Origin of the sequence: Streptomyces sp. NPDC058534, assembly GCF_042717365.1 — a bacterium.
Lineage (GTDB): Bacteria > Actinomycetota > Actinomycetes > Streptomycetales > Streptomycetaceae > Streptomyces.
In genome coordinates this window covers 1-20,902 of the sequence record NZ_JBHXNW010000008.1, presented here as the reverse complement: position 1 = coordinate 20,902, position 20,902 = coordinate 1, and the positions used below count along the sequence as shown (strand labels likewise).

Annotated in this window: 17 protein-coding genes; 5 read left to right on the top strand and 12 right to left on the bottom strand. The window is 72.5% G+C overall.

Going from position 1 to position 20,902, the window contains the following annotated elements:
- Nucleotides 1-8: 8 nt before the first annotated feature.
- The 9 genes from murG to rsmH all read right to left on the bottom strand — a co-directional run bounded on the left by murG (nt 9) and on the right by rsmH (nt 11,788).
- Nucleotides 9-1,103 (bottom strand): undecaprenyldiphospho-muramoylpentapeptide beta-N-acetylglucosaminyltransferase, encoded by a 1,095-nt coding sequence (gene murG, locus ACFWR9_RS06605; RefSeq protein ID WP_383836496.1) that lies wholly within the window; start codon nt 1,101-1,103, stop codon nt 9-11.
- 6 nt (nt 1,104-1,109) lie between these two features.
- Nucleotides 1,110-2,480 (bottom strand): putative lipid II flippase FtsW, encoded by a 1,371-nt coding sequence (ftsW, locus tag ACFWR9_RS06600; protein WP_383836493.1) that lies wholly within the window; start codon nt 2,478-2,480, stop codon nt 1,110-1,112.
- Nucleotides 2,481-2,556: 76 nt separating this feature from the next.
- Nucleotides 2,557-3,972, bottom strand: a complete 1,416-nt coding sequence (murD, locus tag ACFWR9_RS06595) for a UDP-N-acetylmuramoyl-L-alanine--D-glutamate ligase (protein ID WP_383836837.1) — start codon at nt 3,970-3,972, stop codon at nt 2,557-2,559.
- An 11-nt stretch (nt 3,973-3,983) separates the two neighbouring features.
- Complete coding sequence (gene mraY / locus ACFWR9_RS06590) at nt 3,984-5,075, bottom strand: phospho-N-acetylmuramoyl-pentapeptide-transferase (protein WP_383836834.1); 1,092 nt, start codon at nt 5,073-5,075, stop codon at nt 3,984-3,986.
- Nucleotides 5,075-6,490 carry a UDP-N-acetylmuramoyl-tripeptide--D-alanyl-D-alanine ligase gene (gene murF, locus ACFWR9_RS06585; RefSeq protein WP_383836490.1) on the bottom strand — a complete coding sequence of 472 codons (1,416 nt, stop codon included), beginning with the start codon at nt 6,488-6,490 and terminating at the stop codon, nt 5,075-5,077. Before murF ends, mraY begins: the two co-directional genes overlap by 1 nt.
- A 37-nt stretch (nt 6,491-6,527) precedes the next feature.
- Complete coding sequence (locus ACFWR9_RS06580; RefSeq protein WP_383836487.1) at nt 6,528-8,048, bottom strand: UDP-N-acetylmuramoyl-L-alanyl-D-glutamate--2,6-diaminopimelate ligase; 1,521 nt, start codon at nt 8,046-8,048, stop codon at nt 6,528-6,530.
- 195 nt (nt 8,049-8,243) lie between these two features.
- Complete coding sequence (locus tag ACFWR9_RS06575) at nt 8,244-10,211, bottom strand: peptidoglycan D,D-transpeptidase FtsI family protein (protein ID WP_383836484.1); 1,968 nt, start codon at nt 10,209-10,211, stop codon at nt 8,244-8,246.
- Nucleotides 10,208-10,771, bottom strand: a complete 564-nt coding sequence (locus tag ACFWR9_RS06570; protein ID WP_383836481.1) for a septum formation initiator family protein — start codon at nt 10,769-10,771, stop codon at nt 10,208-10,210. Before ACFWR9_RS06570 ends, ACFWR9_RS06575 begins: the two co-directional genes overlap by 4 nt.
- A gap of 60 nt (nt 10,772-10,831) precedes the next feature.
- On the bottom strand, nt 10,832-11,788 hold the full coding sequence (rsmH, locus tag ACFWR9_RS06565) for a 16S rRNA (cytosine(1402)-N(4))-methyltransferase RsmH (protein ID WP_383836478.1): 957 nt from the start codon (nt 11,786-11,788) through the stop codon (nt 10,832-10,834).
- Between the two features lie 425 nt (nt 11,789-12,213).
- On the opposite strand from rsmH, the gene ACFWR9_RS06560 reads away from it, so the two are divergent.
- The 4 genes from ACFWR9_RS06560 (at nt 12,214) to ACFWR9_RS06545 (ending at nt 17,745) form a co-directional block, all read left to right on the top strand.
- Nucleotides 12,214-12,747, top strand: a complete 534-nt coding sequence (locus ACFWR9_RS06560) for a beta-class carbonic anhydrase (RefSeq protein WP_383836831.1) — start codon at nt 12,214-12,216, stop codon at nt 12,745-12,747.
- 173 nt (nt 12,748-12,920) lie between these two features.
- On the top strand, nt 12,921-13,994 hold the full coding sequence (locus ACFWR9_RS06555) for an AAA family ATPase (RefSeq protein ID WP_383836475.1): 1,074 nt from the start codon (nt 12,921-12,923) through the stop codon (nt 13,992-13,994).
- Complete coding sequence (locus ACFWR9_RS06550; RefSeq protein ID WP_383836472.1) at nt 13,994-15,358, top strand: DUF58 domain-containing protein; 1,365 nt, start codon at nt 13,994-13,996, stop codon at nt 15,356-15,358. The genes ACFWR9_RS06555 and ACFWR9_RS06550 overlap by 1 nt, the downstream gene beginning before the upstream one ends.
- Nucleotides 15,355-17,745, top strand: a complete 2,391-nt coding sequence (locus tag ACFWR9_RS06545; RefSeq protein WP_383836468.1) for a DUF3488 and DUF4129 domain-containing transglutaminase family protein — start codon at nt 15,355-15,357, stop codon at nt 17,743-17,745. Before ACFWR9_RS06550 ends, ACFWR9_RS06545 begins: the two co-directional genes overlap by 4 nt.
- A gap of 119 nt (nt 17,746-17,864) precedes the next feature.
- Here ACFWR9_RS06545 and ACFWR9_RS06540 read toward each other — a convergent pair whose 3' ends face one another.
- The 3 genes from ACFWR9_RS06540 to ACFWR9_RS06530 all read right to left on the bottom strand — a co-directional run bounded on the left by ACFWR9_RS06540 (nt 17,865) and on the right by ACFWR9_RS06530 (nt 20,077).
- Nucleotides 17,865-18,269: a spore wall synthesis complex protein gene (locus ACFWR9_RS06540; protein WP_383836465.1), complete on the bottom strand. Its 405-nt coding sequence runs from the start codon at nt 18,267-18,269 to the stop codon at nt 17,865-17,867.
- A gap of 278 nt (nt 18,270-18,547) precedes the next feature.
- Complete coding sequence (locus ACFWR9_RS06535) at nt 18,548-19,375, bottom strand: methyltransferase (protein WP_383836462.1); 828 nt, start codon at nt 19,373-19,375, stop codon at nt 18,548-18,550.
- Between the two features lie 153 nt (nt 19,376-19,528).
- Nucleotides 19,529-20,077 (bottom strand): SAV_6107 family HEPN domain-containing protein, encoded by a 549-nt coding sequence (locus ACFWR9_RS06530; RefSeq protein ID WP_383836459.1) that lies wholly within the window; start codon nt 20,075-20,077, stop codon nt 19,529-19,531.
- 184 nt (nt 20,078-20,261) lie between these two features.
- Between ACFWR9_RS06530 and ACFWR9_RS06525 the strand changes: the two genes are divergently transcribed.
- Nucleotides 20,262-20,902: TetR/AcrR family transcriptional regulator (locus tag ACFWR9_RS06525; protein WP_383836456.1), on the top strand; the 641-nt coding region annotated here is incomplete at its 3' end.

Sequence of the window (20,902 nt, the reverse complement as noted above, 5' to 3'; positions counted from 1 at the left end):
GTCAGTCTCTATCGGCGGGCACGGGCGGCGATCGCCTCGTACACCATGCCGACGAGCAGGTCGTCGGCGTCCCGGCGGCCGAACTCGGCGGCGGCGCGGGACATCTCGTACAGCCGGTGCGGATCGGCGAGTACGGGCAGGACGTTCTGCTGGAGCCACTCGGGCGTGAGTTCCGCGTCGTCGACCAGCAGTCCGCCGCCGGCCTTGACCACCGGCTGGGCGTTGAGCCGCTGTTCGCCGTTGCCGATGGGCAGCGGGACGTAGGCGGCCGGGAGCCCGACGGCGGAGAGTTCGGCGACGGTCATCGCGCCCGCGCGGCAGAGCATCATGTCGGCGGCGGCGTACGCGAGGTCCATCCGGTCCAGATAACTTACCGGGATGTACGGGGGCATTCCCGGCATCTGGTGTACCTGCGGCAGTTCGTTCTTGGGCCCGACCGCGTGCAGGATCTGGATGCCGGCCTGCTGGAGCCAGGGCGCGACCTGCTGCACCACCTCGTTGAGGCGGCGGGCGCCCTGCGAGCCGCCGGACACCAGCAGCGTCGGCAGGTTGGGGTCGAGCCCGAACATCGCGCGGGCCTCGGGACGCGCGGCGGCGCGGTCGAGGGTGGAGACGGCGCGGCGCAGCGGGATGCCGATGTAGCGGGAGTTGCGCAGCTTGCTGTCGGGGGTGGAGACGGCGACCTGCGCGGCGTAGCGCGAGCCGATCTTGTTGGCCAGGCCGGGGCGGGCGTTGGCCTCGTGGACGACGATCGGCACGCCGAGCCGCTTGGCCGCGAGGTAGGCGGGCAGCGCCACGTAGCCGCCGAAGCCGGCCACGGCGTCCGCCTTGGTGCGCTCCAGGATCTGCTCGGCCGCCTTGATGGTGCCGCGCAGCCGGCCCGGGACGGTGATCAGCTCGGGGGTGGGCTTGCGCGGCAGCGGTACGGCCGGGATCAGCGCCAGCTCGTAACCCCGCTCGGGCACCAGGCGGGTCTCCAGGCCGCGCTCCGTGCCCAGGGCCGTGATCCCCACGGTCGGATCCTGCCTGCGCAGGGCGTCCGCGAGGGCGAGCGCGGGCTCGATGTGGCCCGCGGTTCCTCCGCCGGCGAGTACGACATGCACCGAAATTCACCGCTCTCCGGACGAGCGCGCCGCCGAGGCACGCCGTCGCATCGTGTTCCAACTCCGGGGGTTCCGCTTGGATCCGGGACCCCTGGCTCCCCGCTTTCTACCAAAGCGAGGTTGCCGCAACGCAAGCGCCGCCCGCGCACCGGGTTCGTCACGCGCGAAGGCGATCAGCAGACCGATGGCGAACATGGTCGGCAACAGGGCGGAACCGCCGTAGGAGAACAGCGGGAGCGGGACACCGGCGATCGGCAGCAGCCCGAGGACCGCACCGATGTTGATCACGGCCTGGGCCGTGATCCAGGTGGTCACGCCTCCCGCGGCATACCTCACGAACGGGTCCTCCGTGCGTCCGGCCACGCGGATACCCGCATAGCCTAGAGCCGCGAAGAGGGCGAGCACCGACAGCGTCCCCGCCAGGCCCAGTTCCTCACCGGTGACGGCGAAGATGAAGTCGGTGTGCGCTTCGGGGAGTTGGCCCCATTTCTCCACGCCGGCACCGAGCCCGGAACCGAACAGTCCGCCCGAGGCGAGGGCGTAGATGCCGTGCACGGCCTGCCAGCAGGAGTCGCCGGGGCCCGGGTCGGTGGCACCGAGGCAGTTGAGCCGGGCCATGCGGTTGGGGCTCGTCTTGATGAGGATGGCCCCGAGCAGCGCGGCGATGGACAGCACCCCGGCGAACAGCCGGGTGGGTGCGCCCGCCAGCCACAGCAGGCCGAACAGGATCGCCGTCAGGATGATCGCCGTGCCCATGTCGCCGCCGATCATGATCAGCCCGAGCAGCATGAACGCGGCCGGCACCAGCGGCACCAGCATGTGCTTCCACTGGGTCAGCAGCTTCTTGTCCTGCTTGCGGGCCAGCAGGTCCGCGCCCCACAGCACCAGGGCCAGCTTGCCGAACTCGCTGGGCTGGATCTGGAAGGAGCCGCCGAGCGCGATCCAGTTCTGGTTGCCGTTGACCGCGACTCCTATCCCCGGCACCTGCACCAGGATCATCAGGAAGACGGCACCGGCGAGGATCGGGTAGGCCAGCGCCCGGTGCAGCTTCACCGGCATCCGCATGGCGGCCACGAGCAGTCCGGCGCCGATCAGGGCGGCCAGGGCCTGCTTGCGGAAGAAGTAGGAGCCGGGCAGCGACAGCTGGAGTGCGGTGATCTGGGAGGCCGAGTAGACCATCACCAGGCCGAGCACGGTGATCAGCGCGCTGCCGCCGAAGATCAGGTAGTACGCGGTCAGCGGCCGGTCCCAGGCGCGGCGCAGGCGCAGGTACAGGCGGAGCACCGGGTTCTCGTGCTGCGGCCCCGGCGCCTCGGGTCGCTTGACGGCCCGCTGTACGGGCGGACGTCCGGTACGGCTCTGGGGACTACCGGGCATCGCTGCCTCCGCTGTACGTCGGCATGGACCGTCCCACGCGTCCTCCCGAGGTCGCCCGGCGCAGGAGGCGGCCGGGTCAGGCGCCGAGTTCGCGAACGGCCTCCGCGAACGCGTCGCCGCGCTGGTTGTAGTTGGTGAACATGTCCATGGAGGCACAGGCCGGGGCCAGCAGGACCGTGTCGCCGGGCCGGGCGAGTCGCTGGGCTTCCTGGACGGCCTGGAGCATCGCACCAGTGTCGGTCCGGTCGAGGTCGACCACGGGTACTTCGGGGGCGTGTCGCGCCAGGGCTTCGCGGATCAGGGCGCGGTCGGCGCCGATGAGGACCGCCCCGCGCAGCCGCTTCGCCGCGCCCGTGACCAGTTCGTCGAAGGTCGCGCCCTTGGCCAGCCCGCCGGCGATCCAGACGATCGACTCGTACGCCGCCAAGGACGCCTCGGTGGCGTGGGTGTTGGTGGCCTTGGAGTCGTCCACGTACGCGACCCCGTCGACGTCGGCGACGTGCGCGATGCGGTGGGCGTCGGGCTTGAAGGCCCGCAGTCCGTCCCGTACGGCCGCGGCGGAGACGCCGAAGGCGCGGGCGAGGGCGGCGGCGGCAAGGGCGTTGGCGATGTTGTGCGGGGCCGGCGGGTTGACGTCCGAGACCTCGGCCAGCTCCTGGGCGTTCTGCTGCCGGTTCTCGACGAAGGCGCGGTCCACCAGGATGCCGTCGACGACGCCGAGTTGGGAGGGCGCCGGGGAGCCGAGGGTGAAGCCGACGGCCCGGCAGCCCTCCTCGACGTCGGCCTCGCGGACCAGGTCCTCGGTGGACGGCTTGTCGGTGGCGTCCACGTTGTAGACGCAGGCGATCCGATTGCCCTCGTAGATCCGGCCCTTGTCGGCGGCGTAGGCCTCCATGGAGCCGTGCCAGTCGAGGTGGTCGGGGGCGAGGTTGAGCACGACGGCCGAGTGCGCGCGCAGGGAGGGCGCCCAGTGGAGCTGGTAGCTGGACAGCTCCACGGCGAGGACGTCGTACTCCTCGTCGCCGGTGACCACGTCCAGCAGCGAGACGCCGATGTTGCCGACGGCGGCGGTGCGCAGGCCGGCCGCCTTCAGGATCGACGCCAGCATCCGGACGGTGGTGGTCTTGCCGTTGGTGCCGGTGACCGCCAGCCAGGGGGCGGCATCGGGGCCGCGCAGGCGCCAGGCCAGTTCGACGTCGCCCCAGACGGGGACGCCGGCCTCGTGGGCCGCGGTGAACAGCGGCTTGTCCGGCTTCCAGCCGGGCGCGGTGACGATCAGCTCGGTGCCCTTGGGCAGGGTGGCACCGTCGCCCAGGCGCACGGTGACGCCGAGCGCCTCCAGGTCCGCCGCCTGCGCCCGCGCGCGCTCGTCGTCGCCGTCGTTGACGACGGTGACGTGCGCGCCGAGCCCGTGCAGGACCTTGGCGGCCGGGACGCCGGAGACGCCGAGGCCGGCGACGGTGACGTGCTTGCCCTGGAAGTCGAAAGGCACCGAGGAGTCGGTCACTTGTCCGCTGCCCATCCCGCGTAGAAGAGGCCCAGTCCGACGATCACACAGATGCCCTGGATGATCCAGAAGCGGACCACGACAAGGACCTCGGACCAGCCTTTGAGTTCGAAGTGGTGCTGGAGTGGCGCCATCCGGAAGACCCGTTTGCCGGTCAGGCGGAAGGAGCCGACCTGGATGACCACCGACATGGTGATCAGGACGAACAGGCCGCCGAGGATGGCCATCAGCAGCTCGGTGCGCGAGCAGATCGCCAGACCCGCGAGCACACCGCCGAGCGCGAGCGAACCCGTGTCGCCCATGAAGATCTTGGCCGGCGAGGTGTTCCACCACAGGAAGCCGAGGCAGGCGCCCATCAGCGCGGAGGCGACCACCGCGAGGTCGAGGGGGTCTCTCACCTCGTAGCAGGCGCCCGGGTTGGTCAGGGTCAGCGCGTTGGCGCAGGACTCCTGGAACTGCCAGACGCCGATGAAAGTGTAGGCGCCGAAGACCAGGACGGAGGCGCCGGTGGCCAGGCCGTCCAGGCCGTCGGTCAGGTTCACGCCGTTCGACATCGCGAGGATCATGAACAGCGCCCAGATGACGAACAACACCGGGCCGATCGACCAGCCGAAGTCGGTGATGAACGACAGCTTGGTCGAGGCCGGGGTGTTGCCCCGGTTGTCCGCGAACTGGAGCGAGAGCACGGCGAAGGCGATGCCGACGGTCAGCTGGCCGATCATCTTCGCCCTGGCCCGCAGGCCCAGCGAACGCCGCTTGACGATCTTGATGTAGTCGTCGAGGAAGCCGACCAGACCCATGCCCACCATCAGGCCGAGCACCAGCAGGCCCGAGAAGGTCGGCGCCGCGTCCGCCTCGGGGTCCAGGTAGCTGGTGATCACCTTGGCGAGGAAGTAGGCGGCGACCGTCGCCAGGATGAAAGCGATACCGCCCATGGTCGGCGTACCGCGCTTGGCGGCGTGCTCGCGCGGGCCGTCGTCGCGGATGTACTGGCCGTAGCCCTTGCGGGCCAGGAGCTTGATCAGCAGCGGGGTGCCGACCAGCGTCAGGAAGAGGCCAATGACCCCCGCGAACAGGATCTGCTTCATCATCGGGCGGCAACCTCACCCTCGGCGCCGGTCTCGAGCAGCGCCGCGGCGACACTCTCCAGGCCCACCGAACGGGACGCCTTCACGAGCACGACGTCCCCCGGGCGCAACTCGCTGCGCAACAGGTCGACCGCCGCCTGTGCGTCGGACACGTGCACCGACTCCTCACCCCACGAACCCTCGTTATATGCGCCCAGTTGCAGCCATTGGGCTTCCCTGCCCCCGACCGCGACGAGCTTGCTGACGTTGAGCCGGACGGCGAGCCGCCCGACCGCGTCGTGCTCGGCGAGCGCCTCGTCCCCGAGCTCGGCCATCTTGCCGAGCACCGCCCACGTACGACGCCCCTTTCCCATGGCCACGAGCGCACGCAGCGCGGCCTTCATGGACTCGGGGTTCGCGTTGTAGGCGTCGTTGACGACCGTCACGCCGTCCGGGCGCTCGGTGACCTCCATCCGCCAGCGGGAGAGGGAGCCCGCTTCGGAGAGCGCGGTGGCGATCTCGTCTGCGGACATGCCCAACTCGTGGGCGACGGCGGCCGCGGCGAGCGCGTTCGACACGTGGTGCTCACCGTACAGGCGCATGGTCACATCGCTTGCACCGGAGGGTGTGTGAAGGCTGAAGGAAGGCTGTCCGCTGTCCGTGAGTCGCACGTTCTCGGCTCGAACGTCCGCTTCGTCGGACTCTCCGAAAAGGATCACCTTCGCCTTCGTTCGGGAGGCCATGGCCCGTACGAGGGAGTCGTCCGCGTTGAGGATCGCGGTACCGCCCTCCTCGGCCGGCGGCAGCGCCTCGACGAGTTCGCCCTTGGCCTGGGCGATCTGCTCCCGGCCGCCGAACTCGCCGATGTGCGCGGAGCCGACGTTGAGGACGAGGCCGACCTTCGGCGGGGTCAGCTCGCAGAGGTACCGGATGTGGCCGATGCCGCGGGCGCCCATCTCCAGGACGAGGAACTTCGTCTCGTCGGTGGCGGTGAGCGCGGTGAGCGGCAGCCCGATCTCGTTGTTGAGGGAGCCGGGCGTGAAGACCGTGGGCGCCTTGCGGCGCAGGACCTGGGCGATCAGATCCTTGGTGCTGGTCTTGCCGGCCGACCCGGTGAGGGCCACGAGGGTGGTGCCGAGGCGTCGCACGACGTGCCGGGCGAGGGCGCCCAGGGCGGCCTGGACGTCGTCCACGACGATCGCGGGCACGCCGACGGGCCGGGAGCCGAGCACGGCCACCGCGCCCGCCTCGACGACCGTGGCGGCGAAGTCGTGGCCGTCCACCCGCTCGCCGACGAAGGCGACGAAGAGGCTGCCCGGCCCCGCTTCCCGGGAGTCCCGGACGACGGGGCCGGTGACCTGCGCGGACGCGTCCGGTATGTCATGCATCCGCCCGCCGACGACTTCTGCGATCTCGGCGAGAGAGAGGGTGATCACAAGTTCGTCCCCTGGATCATCTGGGTCATTCGGGATCTCATCCCTGGGTCTTCTGGATGGCTTCGCGCAGCACCTGGCGGTCGTCGAAGGGACGGACCACCCCGGCGATGTCCTGGCCCTGCTCGTGGCCCTTGCCCGCCACCAGCACGGTGTCGCCGGGCTCGGCCCGGGCGACGGCGGCGGCGATCGCGGCGGCCCGGTCCTCGAAGACCTGCACCTCGCCGCGCTCGTGGGCGGGCACGGAGGCCGCGCCCTGGAGCATGGTGGCGAGGATCGCGAGGGGGTCCTCGGAGCGGGGGTTGTCGGAGGTCAGTACGGCCGTGTCGGCGAACCGCGCCACGGCGGCGCCCATCGGCTCGCGCTTGGTGGTGTCCCGGTCGCCGCCGCAGCCGAGCACGGCGTGCAGCTTGCCCTCGGTCACCTTGCGCAGGGCGCGCAGGACCGACTCGACGGCGTCGGTCTTGTGGGCGTAGTCGACCACCGCGAAGTACGGCTGGCCCTCGTCCACGCGCTCCAGGCGGCCCGGCACCCCCGGCACCGCGGCGACGCCGTCGGCGGCGGTCTGCGGGTCCAGGCCCGCGGCGGCGAGCGCGACGATCGCGGCGAGGGTGTTCGCCACGTTGAACGGTCCGGCCAGCGGCGACGTGGCGGTGACGCGCTCGCCCTTGGGTCCGAGCACGGTGAACGTGGAGTCCAGCGGGCCGACCTCGACCTCGTCGGCGCGCCAGTCCGCGTCGGGATGGCCCTCGGCGGAGTAGGTGACGACCGGCACGGTGGCCTCGCCCGCGAGGCGGCGCCCGTACTCGTCGTCGACGTTGACCACGGCGAGTTTGCTGCGTTTCGGAGTGAACAGCTGAGCCTTCGCCTGGAAGTAGTCCTCCATGTCGGAGTGGAACTCCATGTGCTCCGGGCTGAGGTTGGTGAAGACCGCGATGTCGAAGACGCAGGCGTCCACGCGGCCGAGCACCAGAGCGTGGCTGGAGACCTCCATGGCGACCGCCTCGGTGCCGCGCTCGCGCATCACCGCGAACAGGGCCTGGAGGTCGGTGGCCTCGGGGGTGGTCCGCTCGGACTTGATGCGCTCGTCGCCGATGCGCATCTCGACCGTTCCGATGAGCCCGGTGGACTTCGCCGTGCGCAGACCGCCCTCGACGAGGTAGGCGGTGGTGGTCTTGCCGGAGGTGCCGGTGATGCCGATCTGGAGGAGGTCGCGGCCGGGGTGGCCGTAGATCGTGGCCGCCAGCTGACCCATCCGCGCGCGCGGGTCGTCGACGACGAGCGCCGGCAGGCCGGTGGCGGCGACGCGCTCGGCGCCGGACGGGTCGGTCAGCACGGCGGCGGCGCCGAGGCCCTCGGCCTGGGTGGCGAAGTCGGCGCCGTGCAGGCGGGCACCGGGCAGGGCGGCGTACAGGTCACCGGGGCGGACGGCGCGGGAGTCGTGGGTGATGCCCGTGACTCCGGCGGTGCTGTCCGGCGCGGCGACACCCAGCTGATCGGCGAGTTCCGCGAGGGGTGTGGCGGAGATCCGCACCGGCCGGGGCGGTCCCGGGTATGTCACGGGGTGGCCCTTCTGGGTGGTTTGGGACTGATCAGGGTGTGGCACGGCGGTGAGCGTACCGGCAGTGCCCGCCTCCGGGCCAAGTGAGGTGCGGGGGCCGCTCTGGTTCCCGGGGTCGGGGGTGATCGTTGTCACGGGTGGTTCCTGGTGGCTCGGTACTGAATCGGCGCTGGCTCGGTACTGGCCCGGTGGGGGTCAGGGCTTGAAGGTGACCGGGAGTCTCGCGGGCTCGGCCCCGGTCGGGGGGACCTGAAGGGTCTTCAGGGCGAACTCCATGACCTGCTTGTAGATGGGTCCGCAGATCTGGCCACCGAAGTAGCTGCCCTCGGTGGCGTTCTGGATGGCGCAGTAGACGGTGACGCGGGGTTTGTCGGAGGGGGCGAACCCGGCGAACGACGAGGTGTAGCCCCGGTACTTGCCGGTGTCCGGATCCACTCGGTTGGCCGTGCCGGTCTTGCCCGCCACGCGGTAGCCGGGGATGCGGGCCTTGGTGCCGGTGCCCTCCTCGTCGTCGACGACGGACTCCAGCATCTGCGACAGGGTCTTCGCGGTCTTCTCGCTGATCACGCGGCTCTTCCCGGGCTCCGGGGACGGTGTGAAGCGTCCGTCGGCGTCCTTGGTGCCGCGTACGAGTGTGGGTTCGACGCGGACGCCGCCGTTGGCGATGGTCGAGTACACGGAGGCCGCCTGGAGCGCGGTCACGGAGACGCCCTGGCCGAAAGGGATCGTGTACTGCTGCGAGGTCGACCACTGGTCGGGCGGCGCCAGGATGCCCTTGGTCTCGCCGGGGAAGTGGAGCCCGCTGTAGCCGCCGAGGCCGAACTTGCGCAGGTAGGAGTAGAGGACCTTGTTGGCCTCCGGCTGCGTCTTGCCCAGCTCGCCGGTGGCCATGATGGTGCCGATGTTGCTGGACTTGGCGAGCACGCCGTTGAGCGTGAGGTACCAGGTCGGGTGGTCGATGTCGTCCTTGAAGAGCCGGTCGCCGCGCTTGAGGCGGTTGGGGACGGTGATGTGGGTGCCCGGGGTGGCGGCCTCCTCCTCCAGTACGGCCGCCATCGACATCACCTTGGCGGTGGAGCCGGGTTCGAAGGCGTCCTGGAGGGCTGCGTTGCCCAGCGCGTCCGGGTCGGCGTGGGCGAGGTCGCCCGGTTCGAAGCCCGGCGAGTTGGCCATGGCGAGGATCTCGCCGGTGGCGGTGTCCTGGACGATGACGTAGCCGCCGTCCGCCTTGGACTTCTCCACCTGCTCGCTGATGGCGTCCTGCGCGGCCCACTGGATGTCGCGGTCGATGGTCAGCTCGACGTCGCTGCCGGGCACGGCCGGTGTCTCGGTGGAACCGGCGGTGGGGACCTGGCGGCCGCCGGACTGCGCGTAGCGGATCTTGCCGTCCTCGCCCGCGAGCGTCTTGTCCAGCTGCCGCTCCAGGCCGCCGCCGCCCTTGCCGTCGGCGCCGACCCAGCCCAGGACGCCGGCGGCCAGGTCGCCGCCCGGGTACACGCGCTTGCTGCTGGGGTCGGCGAAAACGCCCGCGAGGGCGTTGACCACGGACTTGTCCGTCTCCGCCTTCGTGGTGAGCGCGGACTTCAGGTCCTTGATCTGGTTCCAGACCTGCGGGGTCTGCCGACGGGCGAGGCGGACGTAGCGGAGCTCCTTGTTCCCGGGGCGCAGCCGCTCGACCAGGTCCTCCTGCTCCTGGCCGAGGATGGGCGCGAGGAGCGCCGCCGCCTGCTCGGGCCCGTCGTCGACCTTCAGCCGCTCGCGGGTGAACATCGTGGGGTCGGCGGTGATGTCGTAGGAGTCCACGGTGGTCGCGAGGGCGACGCCGTTGCGGTCGGTGATGCCGCCGCGCTCGGCGGGCAGGGTGTGGACGACGTAGCGGTTCTGCTCGGCCTTGGCGGAGTAGGTGCCGGCGTCGACGGCCTGCACCTGGAGGAGCCGTACGACGAAGGCGGCCAGCACGAGGGTCAGCGCGAGGCCGATCATCCTGAGGCGTGGGCGGGGGCTGCCCAGCCGGATGACGCGGGGCGCGGCCGGCCGGGGCGGGCCGGGGCGGCGGGCGGGCCGGGCGCCGGGGCCGGGCTGCCGCCGTCCGCCGGGACGGACGGGCCTCGTGGGTCCGGGCACACGGCGGCGCGGCGGTTCCCTGTCGGACACTTCCGTCACCTGCCGGGAGTCGGGGTCGGAGTCGGGCTCGGGGTGGACGTCGCCGCTGCGGTGGGGGTGGCGGGTGTGGCGGAGGGAGCAGAGGGGGCCGGGGGCGGCTGGGTGCCGATGGGCCACGGGGTGAGCGTGGGCACGCCGTCGGGCGGCGCGGTCAGCGCCTCGGGGGCGAGGACCAGCGGGGTGGTCCCGGTCGGCGCGGCGCTGGGCGAGCCCTTGACGGTGCCGTCGGGGCCGAGGAAGGCGGGGTCGCCGCCGGGGACCATGCCCAGCTCGCGGGCGCGGCGCTGGAGGGCCCGGGGGGCGGAGTAGGCGTCGATGTCCCGCTGGAGCGCCTGCTCCTGGTCGGTGAGGTTCTTCGTCTCCTGTTTGAGGTCGTCCAGCTGGAAGGAGCCCTCGCTCAGGGCGGAGTTCAGCACCAGAAGCCCGATGAGACCGCCACCGAGCAGGACGACGACCAGGAGGACGAAGGGCGCCCGGGCCGCCTGGCCGCGGCCGCCGCCGGGCGGGAGGAGCCGGGTCAGCCGGGCCGCCCTCCCCTTCAGTTCGGGTTTCCTACTCACTGGCCCTCCCCCCGGCCCGGGTGGACCGTCCGCCACCGTGCCTGGCCTGCCTCACTCGCTTCACCCGATGGACTCCCTGATGCGCTCGGCGCCGCGCAGCCGTGCCGGTGCCGCCCGCCGGTTCTCGGCGATCTCCTCCTCGGTGGGAAGTTCGGCACCGCGCGTGAGCAGCTTGAGCCGGGGCGCGTAGCGTTCGGGGACCACCGGCAGACCGGGCGGCGCGGTGTTGGCCGCACCGGCCGCGAGGACCTGCTTGACCAGCCGGTCCTCCAGGGACTGGTAGGACAGCACCGCGATCCGCCCGCCGACGCCGATCGCCTCGACGGCGGCCGGGATCGCCCGCTCCAGGACGGACAGCTCGCCGTTGACCTCGATGCGCAGGGCCTGGAAGGTGCGCTTGGCAGGGTTGCCGCCGGTGCGCTTGGCGGCCTGCGGAAGCGCGGCGCGGATCAGCTCCACGAGCCGGGCGCTGTTGGTGAACGGCTCCTTCTCACGCTCGCGCACGACCGCGGACACGATCCGCTTGGCCTGCTTCTCCTCGCCGTACGCCCGCAGGATGCGGACGAGTTCGCCGGGTGGATAGGTGTTGAGGACCTCGGCGGCGCTCATGCCGGCCGTCTGGTCCATGCGCATGTCGAGCGGGGCGTCCTGGGCGTAGGCGAATCCGCGGTCCGCCTCGTCGAGTTGCATGGAGGAGACGCCGAGGTCGAACAGCACGCCCTGGACGCGCGGGATGCCGAGCCGGTCGAGTACGTCGGGCAGCTCGTCGTAGACGGCGTGCACGAGGGTGGCGCGGTCGCCGTACGGGGCGAGCCGCTCGCCGGACAGGCGCAGGGCCTCCTTGTCCCGGTCGAGCGCGACGAGCCGGGCCTCGGGGAAGCGTTCGAGCAGCGCCTCGCTGTGCCCGCCGAGTCCCAGTGTGCAGTCGACGACCACGGCCCCCGGCTCCTTCAGGGCGGGCGCCAGCAGGTCCAGACACCGCTGGAGCATCACCGGGACGTGTCGACTCTGGCTCAAGTGGGGCGGCCTCTCAGGTCCGGCGCGGCGTCACGCACCGCCGGGTCCCCTCCCGCTCGCTCGTGAAGGGGAGCCCGGCCGGCGCCGGAGGCGTCGGCCGGCCGGGAGCGGGAGGAGGCCGAGCCGTACGTACGCGCCGCGCACGTGGGGAGAACTGGCGGGGCGTCGCCCAGGTCTCCGGGGAATTCAGTCCAGCAGGGAGAGCCTCGCCTCCCGCTTCGCGTCACTTTAGTCCACCCTGTCGCCCGGTCAATCAACCGGCCTGCGCGTCGCGGACGCCGCCGGACCGCGTGAATCGGCGTGGGCCGGTTCTTCACTCGCAAGGAGGCACCCGTACGGGTCTGTGGAGTGGCTCACAACAAGCCTCGTTGACGTTCTTTGTCCCTCTTCACGGCGGGCCTGGACCATCGGTGACCAGTAACGTCATGGTTATGACGACTTCTGCATCGGTTCCCGCAGGCTCCGACTCCGCCACCGACCGGCTCGTCGAGGCGAACGCGCGCTACGCCGCCGACTTCTCCGACGCCGAACTGGCGGGCCGCCCCGCACTCCACACCGCCGTCGTGGCCTGCATGGACGCGCGCCTGGACGTGACCGCCGCGCTCGGCCTGCGCAACGGCGACTGCCACGTCATCCGCAACGCCGGCGGCGCCGTCACCGACGACGTGATCCGTTCCCTCGCCATCAGCCAGCGGGCGCTCGGCACCACCGGCGTGGTCCTCGTGCACCACACGGCGTGCGGCATGGAGACCCTCACCGAGGACTTCCGGCACGAGCTGGAACTGGAGGTCGGTCAGCGTCCCGTCTGGGCGGTGGAGTCCTTCCAGGACGTCGACCAGGATGTGCGCCAGTCGATCGAACGGGTGCGCACCTCGCCGTTCCTGCCGCACACCGACGACGTACGTGGTTTCGTCTACGACGTGAAGATGGGACTGCTGCGCGAGGTCGTCCCCGCCTGATCCAAGCACCGCAAAGGGCGCAAGGCCTGACATATCGCGGCCAGTTGTCCACAGGCGAGTGACACGAATCGGTAACGGCAGCAAGAATGCGGGAAGTGGTGCCGCGCGGAACTTTTTCCGTGCGGTGTCCGTGATTCGGGGTGGAAGTGCGGGGAAAGGCCGAGGAGGGCCGGGTGACGACCTTTGACGATCAGGCGAACCATGGGGGCACCCCCGACCGGGCATATGCGCGGGTGGGGGACGATCTGACCGCTGTCGCCGAGCGGGTGCGTGGTTCGGTCGAGGACGTGATCGAGGGCAAGCCCGAGGTCGTGCGGCTCTCGCTGACCGTGCTGCTCGCCGAGGGGCACCTGCTGATCGAGGACGTCCCGGGAGTCGGCAAGACCATGCTGGCCAAGGCGCTGGCGCGGTCCATCGACTGTTCCGTGCGCCGGATCCAGTTCACGCCGGACCTGCTGCCCTCCGACATCACCGGAGTGTCCATCTGGGACCAGCAGCGACGGGACTTCGAGTTCAAGCCCGGCGCGATCTTCGCGCAGGTGGTGATCGGCGACGAGATCAACCGCGCGTCGCCGAAGACGCAGTCGGCGCTCCTGGAGTCGATGGAGGAGCGGCAGGTCACCATCGACGGCCAGACCTACGAGCTGCCCAGCCCCTTCATGGTGGTGGCCACGCAGAACCCGGTCGAGATGGAGGGCACCTACCCGCTGCCCGAGGCCCAGCGCGACCGTTTCATGGCCCGCGTCTCCATCGGCTATCCCAGCCCGGAGGCCGAGCTGGAGATGCTCGACGTGCACGGCGGGGTGAACCCGCTGGACGACCTCCAGCCGGTGGCGCACGCCGACGAGATCCTGAAGCTGATCGAGGCCGTCCGCGGCGTCCACGTCGCGGAGCCGGTCCGCAGGTACGCCGTGGACCTGGTCGCGGCCACCCGGAGCCACCCCGACCTCAGACTCGGCGCCTCGCCGCGCGCCACGTTGCACCTGCTGCGCGCGGCGAAGGCGTCCGCCGCCCTGAGCGGCCGGGAGTACGCGCTGCCGGACGACGTGCAGGCCCTCGCGGTCGCGGTGCTGGCCCACCGGCTGCTGCCGACCGCCCAGGCCCAGCTGGGCCGCCGCAGCGCCGAACAGGTCGTCCAGGAGATCCTCCAGCGCACCCCGGTGCCCGCTCCACCCCAGCAGCAGACGGGCTTCGGCATGAGCCGCGGCGCACCGGCGTACCCGCAGCAGCCGCCGCGGAGCTTCTGATGGACGCCGGGGGGACGGACCGGTCGCAGGACGACCGGGGCGAGGGCGGCGGCATCCGCACCGCCCTGACGGGTCTGACCACCCGTGGCCGCTCCTTCCTGGCCGCCGGCATCGCCGCCGCGGTCTGCGCCTACGTCCTCGGGCAGAGCGATCTGCTGCGGGTCGGGCTGCTGCTGAGTGTGCTGCCCCTGGTCTGCGCGACCGTGCTGTACCGCACGCGCTACCGGGTGGCGGGCAGCCGCCGGCTCTCCCCCGAGCGGGTGCCCGCGGGCAGCGAGGCCCGGGTGCATCTGCGCGTCGACAACGTCTCGCGGATGCCCACGGGGCTGCTGATGCTCCAGGACCGGGTGCCCTACGTGCTGGGCCCCCGGCCCCGCTTCGTGCTCGACCGGGTGGAGCCGGGCGGTCGCCGCGAGGTGTCCTACCGGGTCCGCTCCGACCTGCGCGGCCGCTTTCCGCTGGGCCCGCTGCAACTGCGGCTGACCGACCCGTTCGGACTGTGCGAGCTGACCCGGTCCTTCTCGACGTACGACACCCTGACCGTGATCCCGCGCGTGGCGGCGCTGCCGCCGGTGCGGCTCAGCGGTGAGGCGAAGGGGTACGGCGAGGGGCGGCAGCGCACGCTCGCGCTGGCGGGCGACGACGACGTGATCCCGCGCGGGTACCGCTACGGCGACGACCTGCGCCGGGTGCACTGGCGCTCCACCGCGCGCTACGGCGAGCTGATGGTGCGCCGCGAGGAGCAGCCGCAGCGCGCCCGCTGCACGGTGCTCCTTGACACCCGGGGCCTGGCCTACGAGGGCGCGGGCCCCGACTCGCCCTTCGAGTGGGCGGTGTCGGGCGCGGCGTCCGTGCTGGTGCACATGCTGGAGCGGGGCTTCTCCGTCCGGCTGCTCATGGACACCGGCAACTCCGTGCCGGGTGAGGGCGCCGACGGCTTCGCGGGCGCGAGCCAGGGCACGGCCGACGCGGCCGGGCTGATGATGGACACCCTCGCGGTGATCGACCACTCGGACGGCACGAGCCTGTCCCCCGCCTACGACCTGCTGCGCGGCGGTAACGAGGGGCTGCTGGTGGCGTTCTTCGGCGACCTCGACGAGGAGCAGGCCACGGTGGCCGCCAGGATGCGGCAGCGCAGCGGCGGTGCCGTCGCCTTCGTCCTGGACAGCGGGGCCTGGGCGCGGGAACCGGCCGACGTGCCCGGTCCGTCGGACAGGAGCGAGGAGCGGCTGCGGATGCTGCGCGAGGCGGGCTGGACCGCAGTGAGCGTCCCGCACGGCGCCACCCTGGAGGAGCTGTGGCGCCTGGCGGACCGGGAACGCACCGCCCTCGCGGCGGCGACCGGCGGGGAGGGGACGCGATGAGCGGGCGGGCGCGGCTGGCGGTGTGCGCGTGGGCCGCCACCCTGATGGCGGCGTGCGCGCTGCTGCCGCTGGTCGAACCGGCGACCTGGATCCTGCAGGCCGCGGTCCTGCTCGCGGTGCAGGCCGTGGTGGGTGCGGTGGCGCGCCGGGTGCCGCTGGCACGGCCGCTGACCATCGCCGTGCAGGCCCTGGTCACGCTGCTGCTGCTGACCCTCGTCTTCGCCCGGCAGCAGGCGTTCGCGGGGCTGATCCCCGGCCCGCAGGCCATCCAGCGCTTCGGCGACCTGCTGCAACAGGGCGGCGACGACATCGCCCGGTACGCCATCCCGGCGCCGCTGGAGTCCGACGGCATCCGGCTGATGCTGGTCGGCGGTGTCCTGGTGATCGGGCTGCTGGTGGACACCCTCGCGGTGACCTTCCGCAGCGCGGCGCCGGCCGGCCTCCCACTGCTCGCGCTCTATTCGGTGGCCGCGGGGCTGTCCGAGGGCGGCGCCGACTGGCTGTGGTTCCTGGTGGCGGCGGTCGGCTATCTGACGCTGCTGCTGGCGGAGGGGCGTGACCGGCTCTCGCAGTGGGGCCGGGTCTTCGGCGGTGCGGCGCGCGCTCCGGGTGCCGAGCAGGGCGGCGCGGTCGCCCCGGTCCGCACCGGACGGCGTATCGGCGCGTTCGCGCTGGGCATCGCCCTGGTGGTGCCGCTCGCCCTGCCCGCGATGAACGGCGGGCTGCTGGACAGCGCCAGGACGGGCGTCGGCTCCGGGACCGGGGGCGGCGGCACGATCTCCGCGGTGAACCCGCTGGTCTCCCTGCGGGACAGTCTCAACGTCGACGAGAACCGGCAGGTCCTCTCCGTCGAGACGGACTCGAACGACCTGTCGGACCTGTACCTGCGCATCGTGTCCCTGGACGACTTCGACGGCACCACCTGGAAGCCGTCCAAGCGGCAGATCACCGCCGTACCGAACGGCTCGTTCCCCACGCCCTCCGGCCTGGGCCCCGACATCAAGCGCGACGAGACCCGGACCTTCATCTCGGCGGCCGACTGGTACGCGCAGGACTGGCTGCCGATGCCGTACCCGCCCAGCGGCGTGCGCGTGGCGGGCAACTGGCGGTACGAACCGGTCGGCATGACCCTGGTCGGCGACCACGGCCAGAACACCCGCGGGCTGAAGTACGAGGTGCGGAGCCTGAACGTGCAGCCGACGGCGGAGCAGCTCGCCGCCGCGCCGTCGCCGTCGGCCGCGCTGAAGCGCGAGTACACCCAGTTGCCGGACTCGCTGCCCGAGCTGGTCTCCAGGACCGCCCGCGAGGTCACCGCCGGCGCGGCGAACCCCTACGAGCAGGCGGTCAAGCTCCAGGAGTACTTCGCGGTCAACGGCGGTTTCGAGTACGACACCGAGGTCGGCGTCGGCAGTGGTTCGGAGGCGATCGCCCGGTTCCTGAAGGACAAGGAGGGCTTCTGCGTCCACTTCTCCTTCGCCATGGCGGCGATGGCCCGGTCCCTGGGCATTCCGGCCAGGGTCGCGGTGGGCTTCGCGCCGGGCTCCCCGCAGGCGGACGGCTCGGTGTCGGTGGGGCTGCGGGACGCGCACGCCTGGCCCGAGGTGTACTTCGAGGGCGTGGGCTGGACCCGCTTCGAGCCGACGCCGACGCGTGGCTCGACCCCGGCGTACACCCTGCCGGACACGCCGGGCAGTTCGGTGCCGGACCCGGCCCTGCCGTCGCAGGACAGCGAGACGGAGCCGTCGGCGGCGCCGTCGACGAGCGAGAGCTGCTCGGCGCAGGACAAGAAGCTGGACGCCTGCGACACCGAGTCCGCGCTGCCCGTGCCCGTCTCGGACGGCGGCGGACCGAAGTGGTACGAGGCGCCGGCCTGGGCGCTGGCGGGTCTCCTGGTGCTGCTGCTCCCGCTGTCACCGATGCTGTGGCGGCTGCGTACCCGGGCCAGACGGCTGGGGGCGCACGGCCGCGCCGAGGCGGACGCGGGCCCGCACACCCTGGCGGTCTGGCAGGAGCTGGCCGACACGGCGTGGGACCACGGGATTCCGCCGGAGGAGTCGCAGACGCCCCGCAAGGCGGCGGCCAGGATCGTCCGGCTGGGCCGGCTCGACCCGACGGCCGCGGCGGCGGTGCACCGGGTGGCGGACGCGGTGGAGCAGGTCCTCTACGCGCCCCGACCGCGCCTGGCGGCTGGGCTCGCCGAGGATGTCCGACGGGCGACGGCTGGTCTGCGGGAGGCGGTCGGCCGTGGCACGCGGCTGCGCGCACGGATCGCCCCGCGTTCGACCGTACGGGTGGTCTGGACGCTCTCGGACCGGTGGACGGCTCTGAAACGGCGTGCCGCGGCGGCGGGGCCGGCCCCGCGGAAGACGACGGGGCAGCGGGGCTGAGGGAGCGGCGCGGCGCGGCGCGCGGGCGCGACCACCCGTACGCACGCGTGAGGGGGTGACCACCCGGACGGTGGTCACCCCCTCACGCGGATGTCCTGGTGAGCGGTTGCTCGGGCGCGCTACTGGCCGCCCTGCTGCTCGTCCCTGCGGCGCTGCCAGCGCTCGTCGATGCGGTCCATCATCGAGCGTTTCTGGCGTTGCTGGCGGCCCGCGGCCTGTGGTCCGGCACCGGCAGCCGGCTGCTCGCCCGGCTTGGGGGCCTTGCGCCAGCCGGTCACGGCGAGCACCGCGCAACCCAGCATGACGAGGAAGCCCACCACGCTGAGCCACACCTGCTGGGCGACCATACCGGCCATGAGGAGCGCAATACCTACGAGGAAGCCCGCGACCGCCTGGTAGACCCGTCGCCGGGTGTACGTACGCAGCCCGCTTCCCTCGAGCGCTGTCGCGAACTTGGGATCTTCGGCGTACAGCGCTCGCTCCATTTGCTCGAGCATGCGCTGCTCGTGCTCCGAGAGCGGCACGGAGTCCTCCTCATCGTGCAGTCGCCGGGGCGACCCGGGGGGGTCCCTTCAGGATAGGCAGGGAATCGCCCCCGTGAAACCCGCCCCTCTGCGCCAATTGGCCAACCGGACTCCGTCATGGCCGCGCCGGCTCGCTGAAGTTCCCATTCCCCAGCGGCCGACCCGTCATGCGGGGCCGTCTCCCTCGATCATACGGCGAGTGGCCCCCGTTCGGGGGGCCTGTGGCGTACTCCATGTGCAGTCGCGCCCCTGATCAGCGGCGTACCTCACCGGGTCGCTCAGGCCTCGTCGGTCCCTGCGGTCTCACCGAGCACATGAAGCTGAGTGGCCACGGAGTGGAACGCGGCGAGTTCGGCCGCCGCGGCCTCCAGCTTCAGCAGGGCGTCCATGGCGCCCGGCTCGGTGTCCACCAGCACGCCGGGAACGAGGTCGGCGAAGACCCGTACGCCGTGCACGGCGCCGATCCGCAGCCCCGCGGCCTCGACCAGTCCGGTGAGCTGGCCGGCGGTGAACCGGCGCGGCACGGGGTCACCCGTGCCCCAGCGGCCGTTCGGGTCGTCGAGGGCCTGCCGGGCCTCCGTGAAGTGCCCGGCGAGGGCGCGCGCGAGCACGGCGCCGCCGAGGCCCGCGGCGAGCAGGCTGAGGACGCCCTCGGCGCGCAGGGCGGCGACCACGTTGCGGACACCCTCGGCGGGGTCGTCCACGTACTCCAGGACGCCGTGGCACAGCACCGCGTCGTAGCCGCCGCGCTCGACCACGTCGAAGAGGCCGTGGGCGTCGCCCTGAACGCCCCGCACGCGTTCGGCGACGTCGGCCTCGGCGGCGCGGCGCTCCAGGGCGAACAGGGCGTTGGGGCTCGGGTCGACGACGGTGACGCGGTGGCCGAGGCGGGCCACCGGCACCGCGAAGTTGCCGCTGCCGCCGCCGGTGTCGAGGACGTCCAGCGCCTGGCGGCCCGTGGCCTTCACCCGGCGGTCCAGGGCGTCCTGGAGGACGTCCCAGACCACGGCGGTGCGCAGGGCGGCCCGGGAGCGCGAGGGCTCGGAGCGCGGCGACCCGGGGTTCGGGCTGGGGTGGGAGACGGGCGGGCGCATCGGGTCCGACACGGCAGTTGACTCCTCGGCGCGGCACCGCCTCGGACTCGGGCGGAGCGAACGGGCTGCCGCCCCCGCCCGGCGTGGGAAGGGGGAGGCTTCAGGCGCCTCCCACCCTATTGCCTCCGCCGCGCCCACAAGGTGGCGCCCGGTGCCCCGCGCTGCTCATCCCGTGTCCGGCAGGTCGGGATCCGGCTGGTCCGAGTCCGGGCGGGGCCGGGGCAGGACCGGCTGGAGGACCAGCGTCCGCTCCACGAGGCGCAGGAACATCGCCACGTCGCGTATCAGGTCGTCGGCGTCCCGGCGGCCCGCCGCGCCCTGGATGCCCGCCTCGGCCCGGGCCCGGCGCCGGGCGCCCGCGGCGAACAGAGCGCTCCAGTCGGACAGCTCGGGCGCGATCTCGGAGAGCACTTCCCAGGCGCTGCGGATGCGGGCCCGGCCCCGCGGGGTGGTCTCCGGGCGGCCCCGCGCGGCGAGGACCGCGGCCGCGGTGCGCAGGGCGGCGAGGTGGGCCGTCGCGTACCGCTCGTTCGGTGTCGCGAGGGTGGTGGCCTCCTCCAGGCCGGCGCGGGCCTGGGCGAGCAGGTCGAGGGCGGCGGGCGGGGCGGTCGCCCGGCGGAGCACGGGGTGCACGTCGCTCGCCGGGCCGGTCAGTGAGGGTGCAGGGCCGGCTGCGCGGCGCCGCCGGGGGGCGGCTGCGGACGAGTGGGCCATGACGATCCTCCTGTCGTCTCCTGGACGGCACGTCCTGGCAGGAGGTGCCGTATGTGCCCATCGTGAGGTATGGCACTGACAATCCGTTCTGACCTGGACTTTTGATTCGAGCGACAGTTCGGGTCGGCCGGTGGGCGGGCCCTGCGGTCACAGCGGCGCGAGCGGTGCTGTGAGAATCTGGACCATGGAAAGCAGCAGCACCGCCGCGCCGGGCAGCAGCCGTCGCGAGGCCACCCGGCAGAAGCTGTACGAGGCGGCCGTCACCCTCATCGCCGAGCAGGGTTTCTCCGCCACCACCGTGGACGAGATCGCCGAGCGGGCCGGCGTCGCGAAGGGCACGGTCTACTACAACTTCGCCAGCAAGTCCGTCCTCTTCGAGGAGCTGCTGCGGCACGGCGTCGGGCTGCTCACCGCCTCGCTGCGGGAGGCGGCGGAGCGGACGGCGCGGGAGGGCCGCGGCCGGGTCGACGCCCTGGACGCGATGATCCGCGCGGGGCTCGTGTTCATCGACCGCTACCCGGCCTTCACCCAGCTGTACGTGGCCGAGCTGTGGCGCACCAACCGAGCCTGGCAGTCGACGCTGCTGGTGGTGCGGCAGGAGGCCGTGGCGGTGGTGGAGGGCGTGCTGCGCGAGGGCGTGGCGAGCGGGGAGTTCAGCGACGGCATCGACGTGCCGCTGACCGCGGCCGCGCTGGTGGGCATGGTGCTGGTGGCCGCGCTGGACTGGCAGTCGTTCCAGCCGGAGCGCTCCCTCGACGACGTGCACGCCGCGCTGTCGCGGGGGGGCGACGGGGGGGGGGGGGGGCGCGACCTGGTCGTCATGCT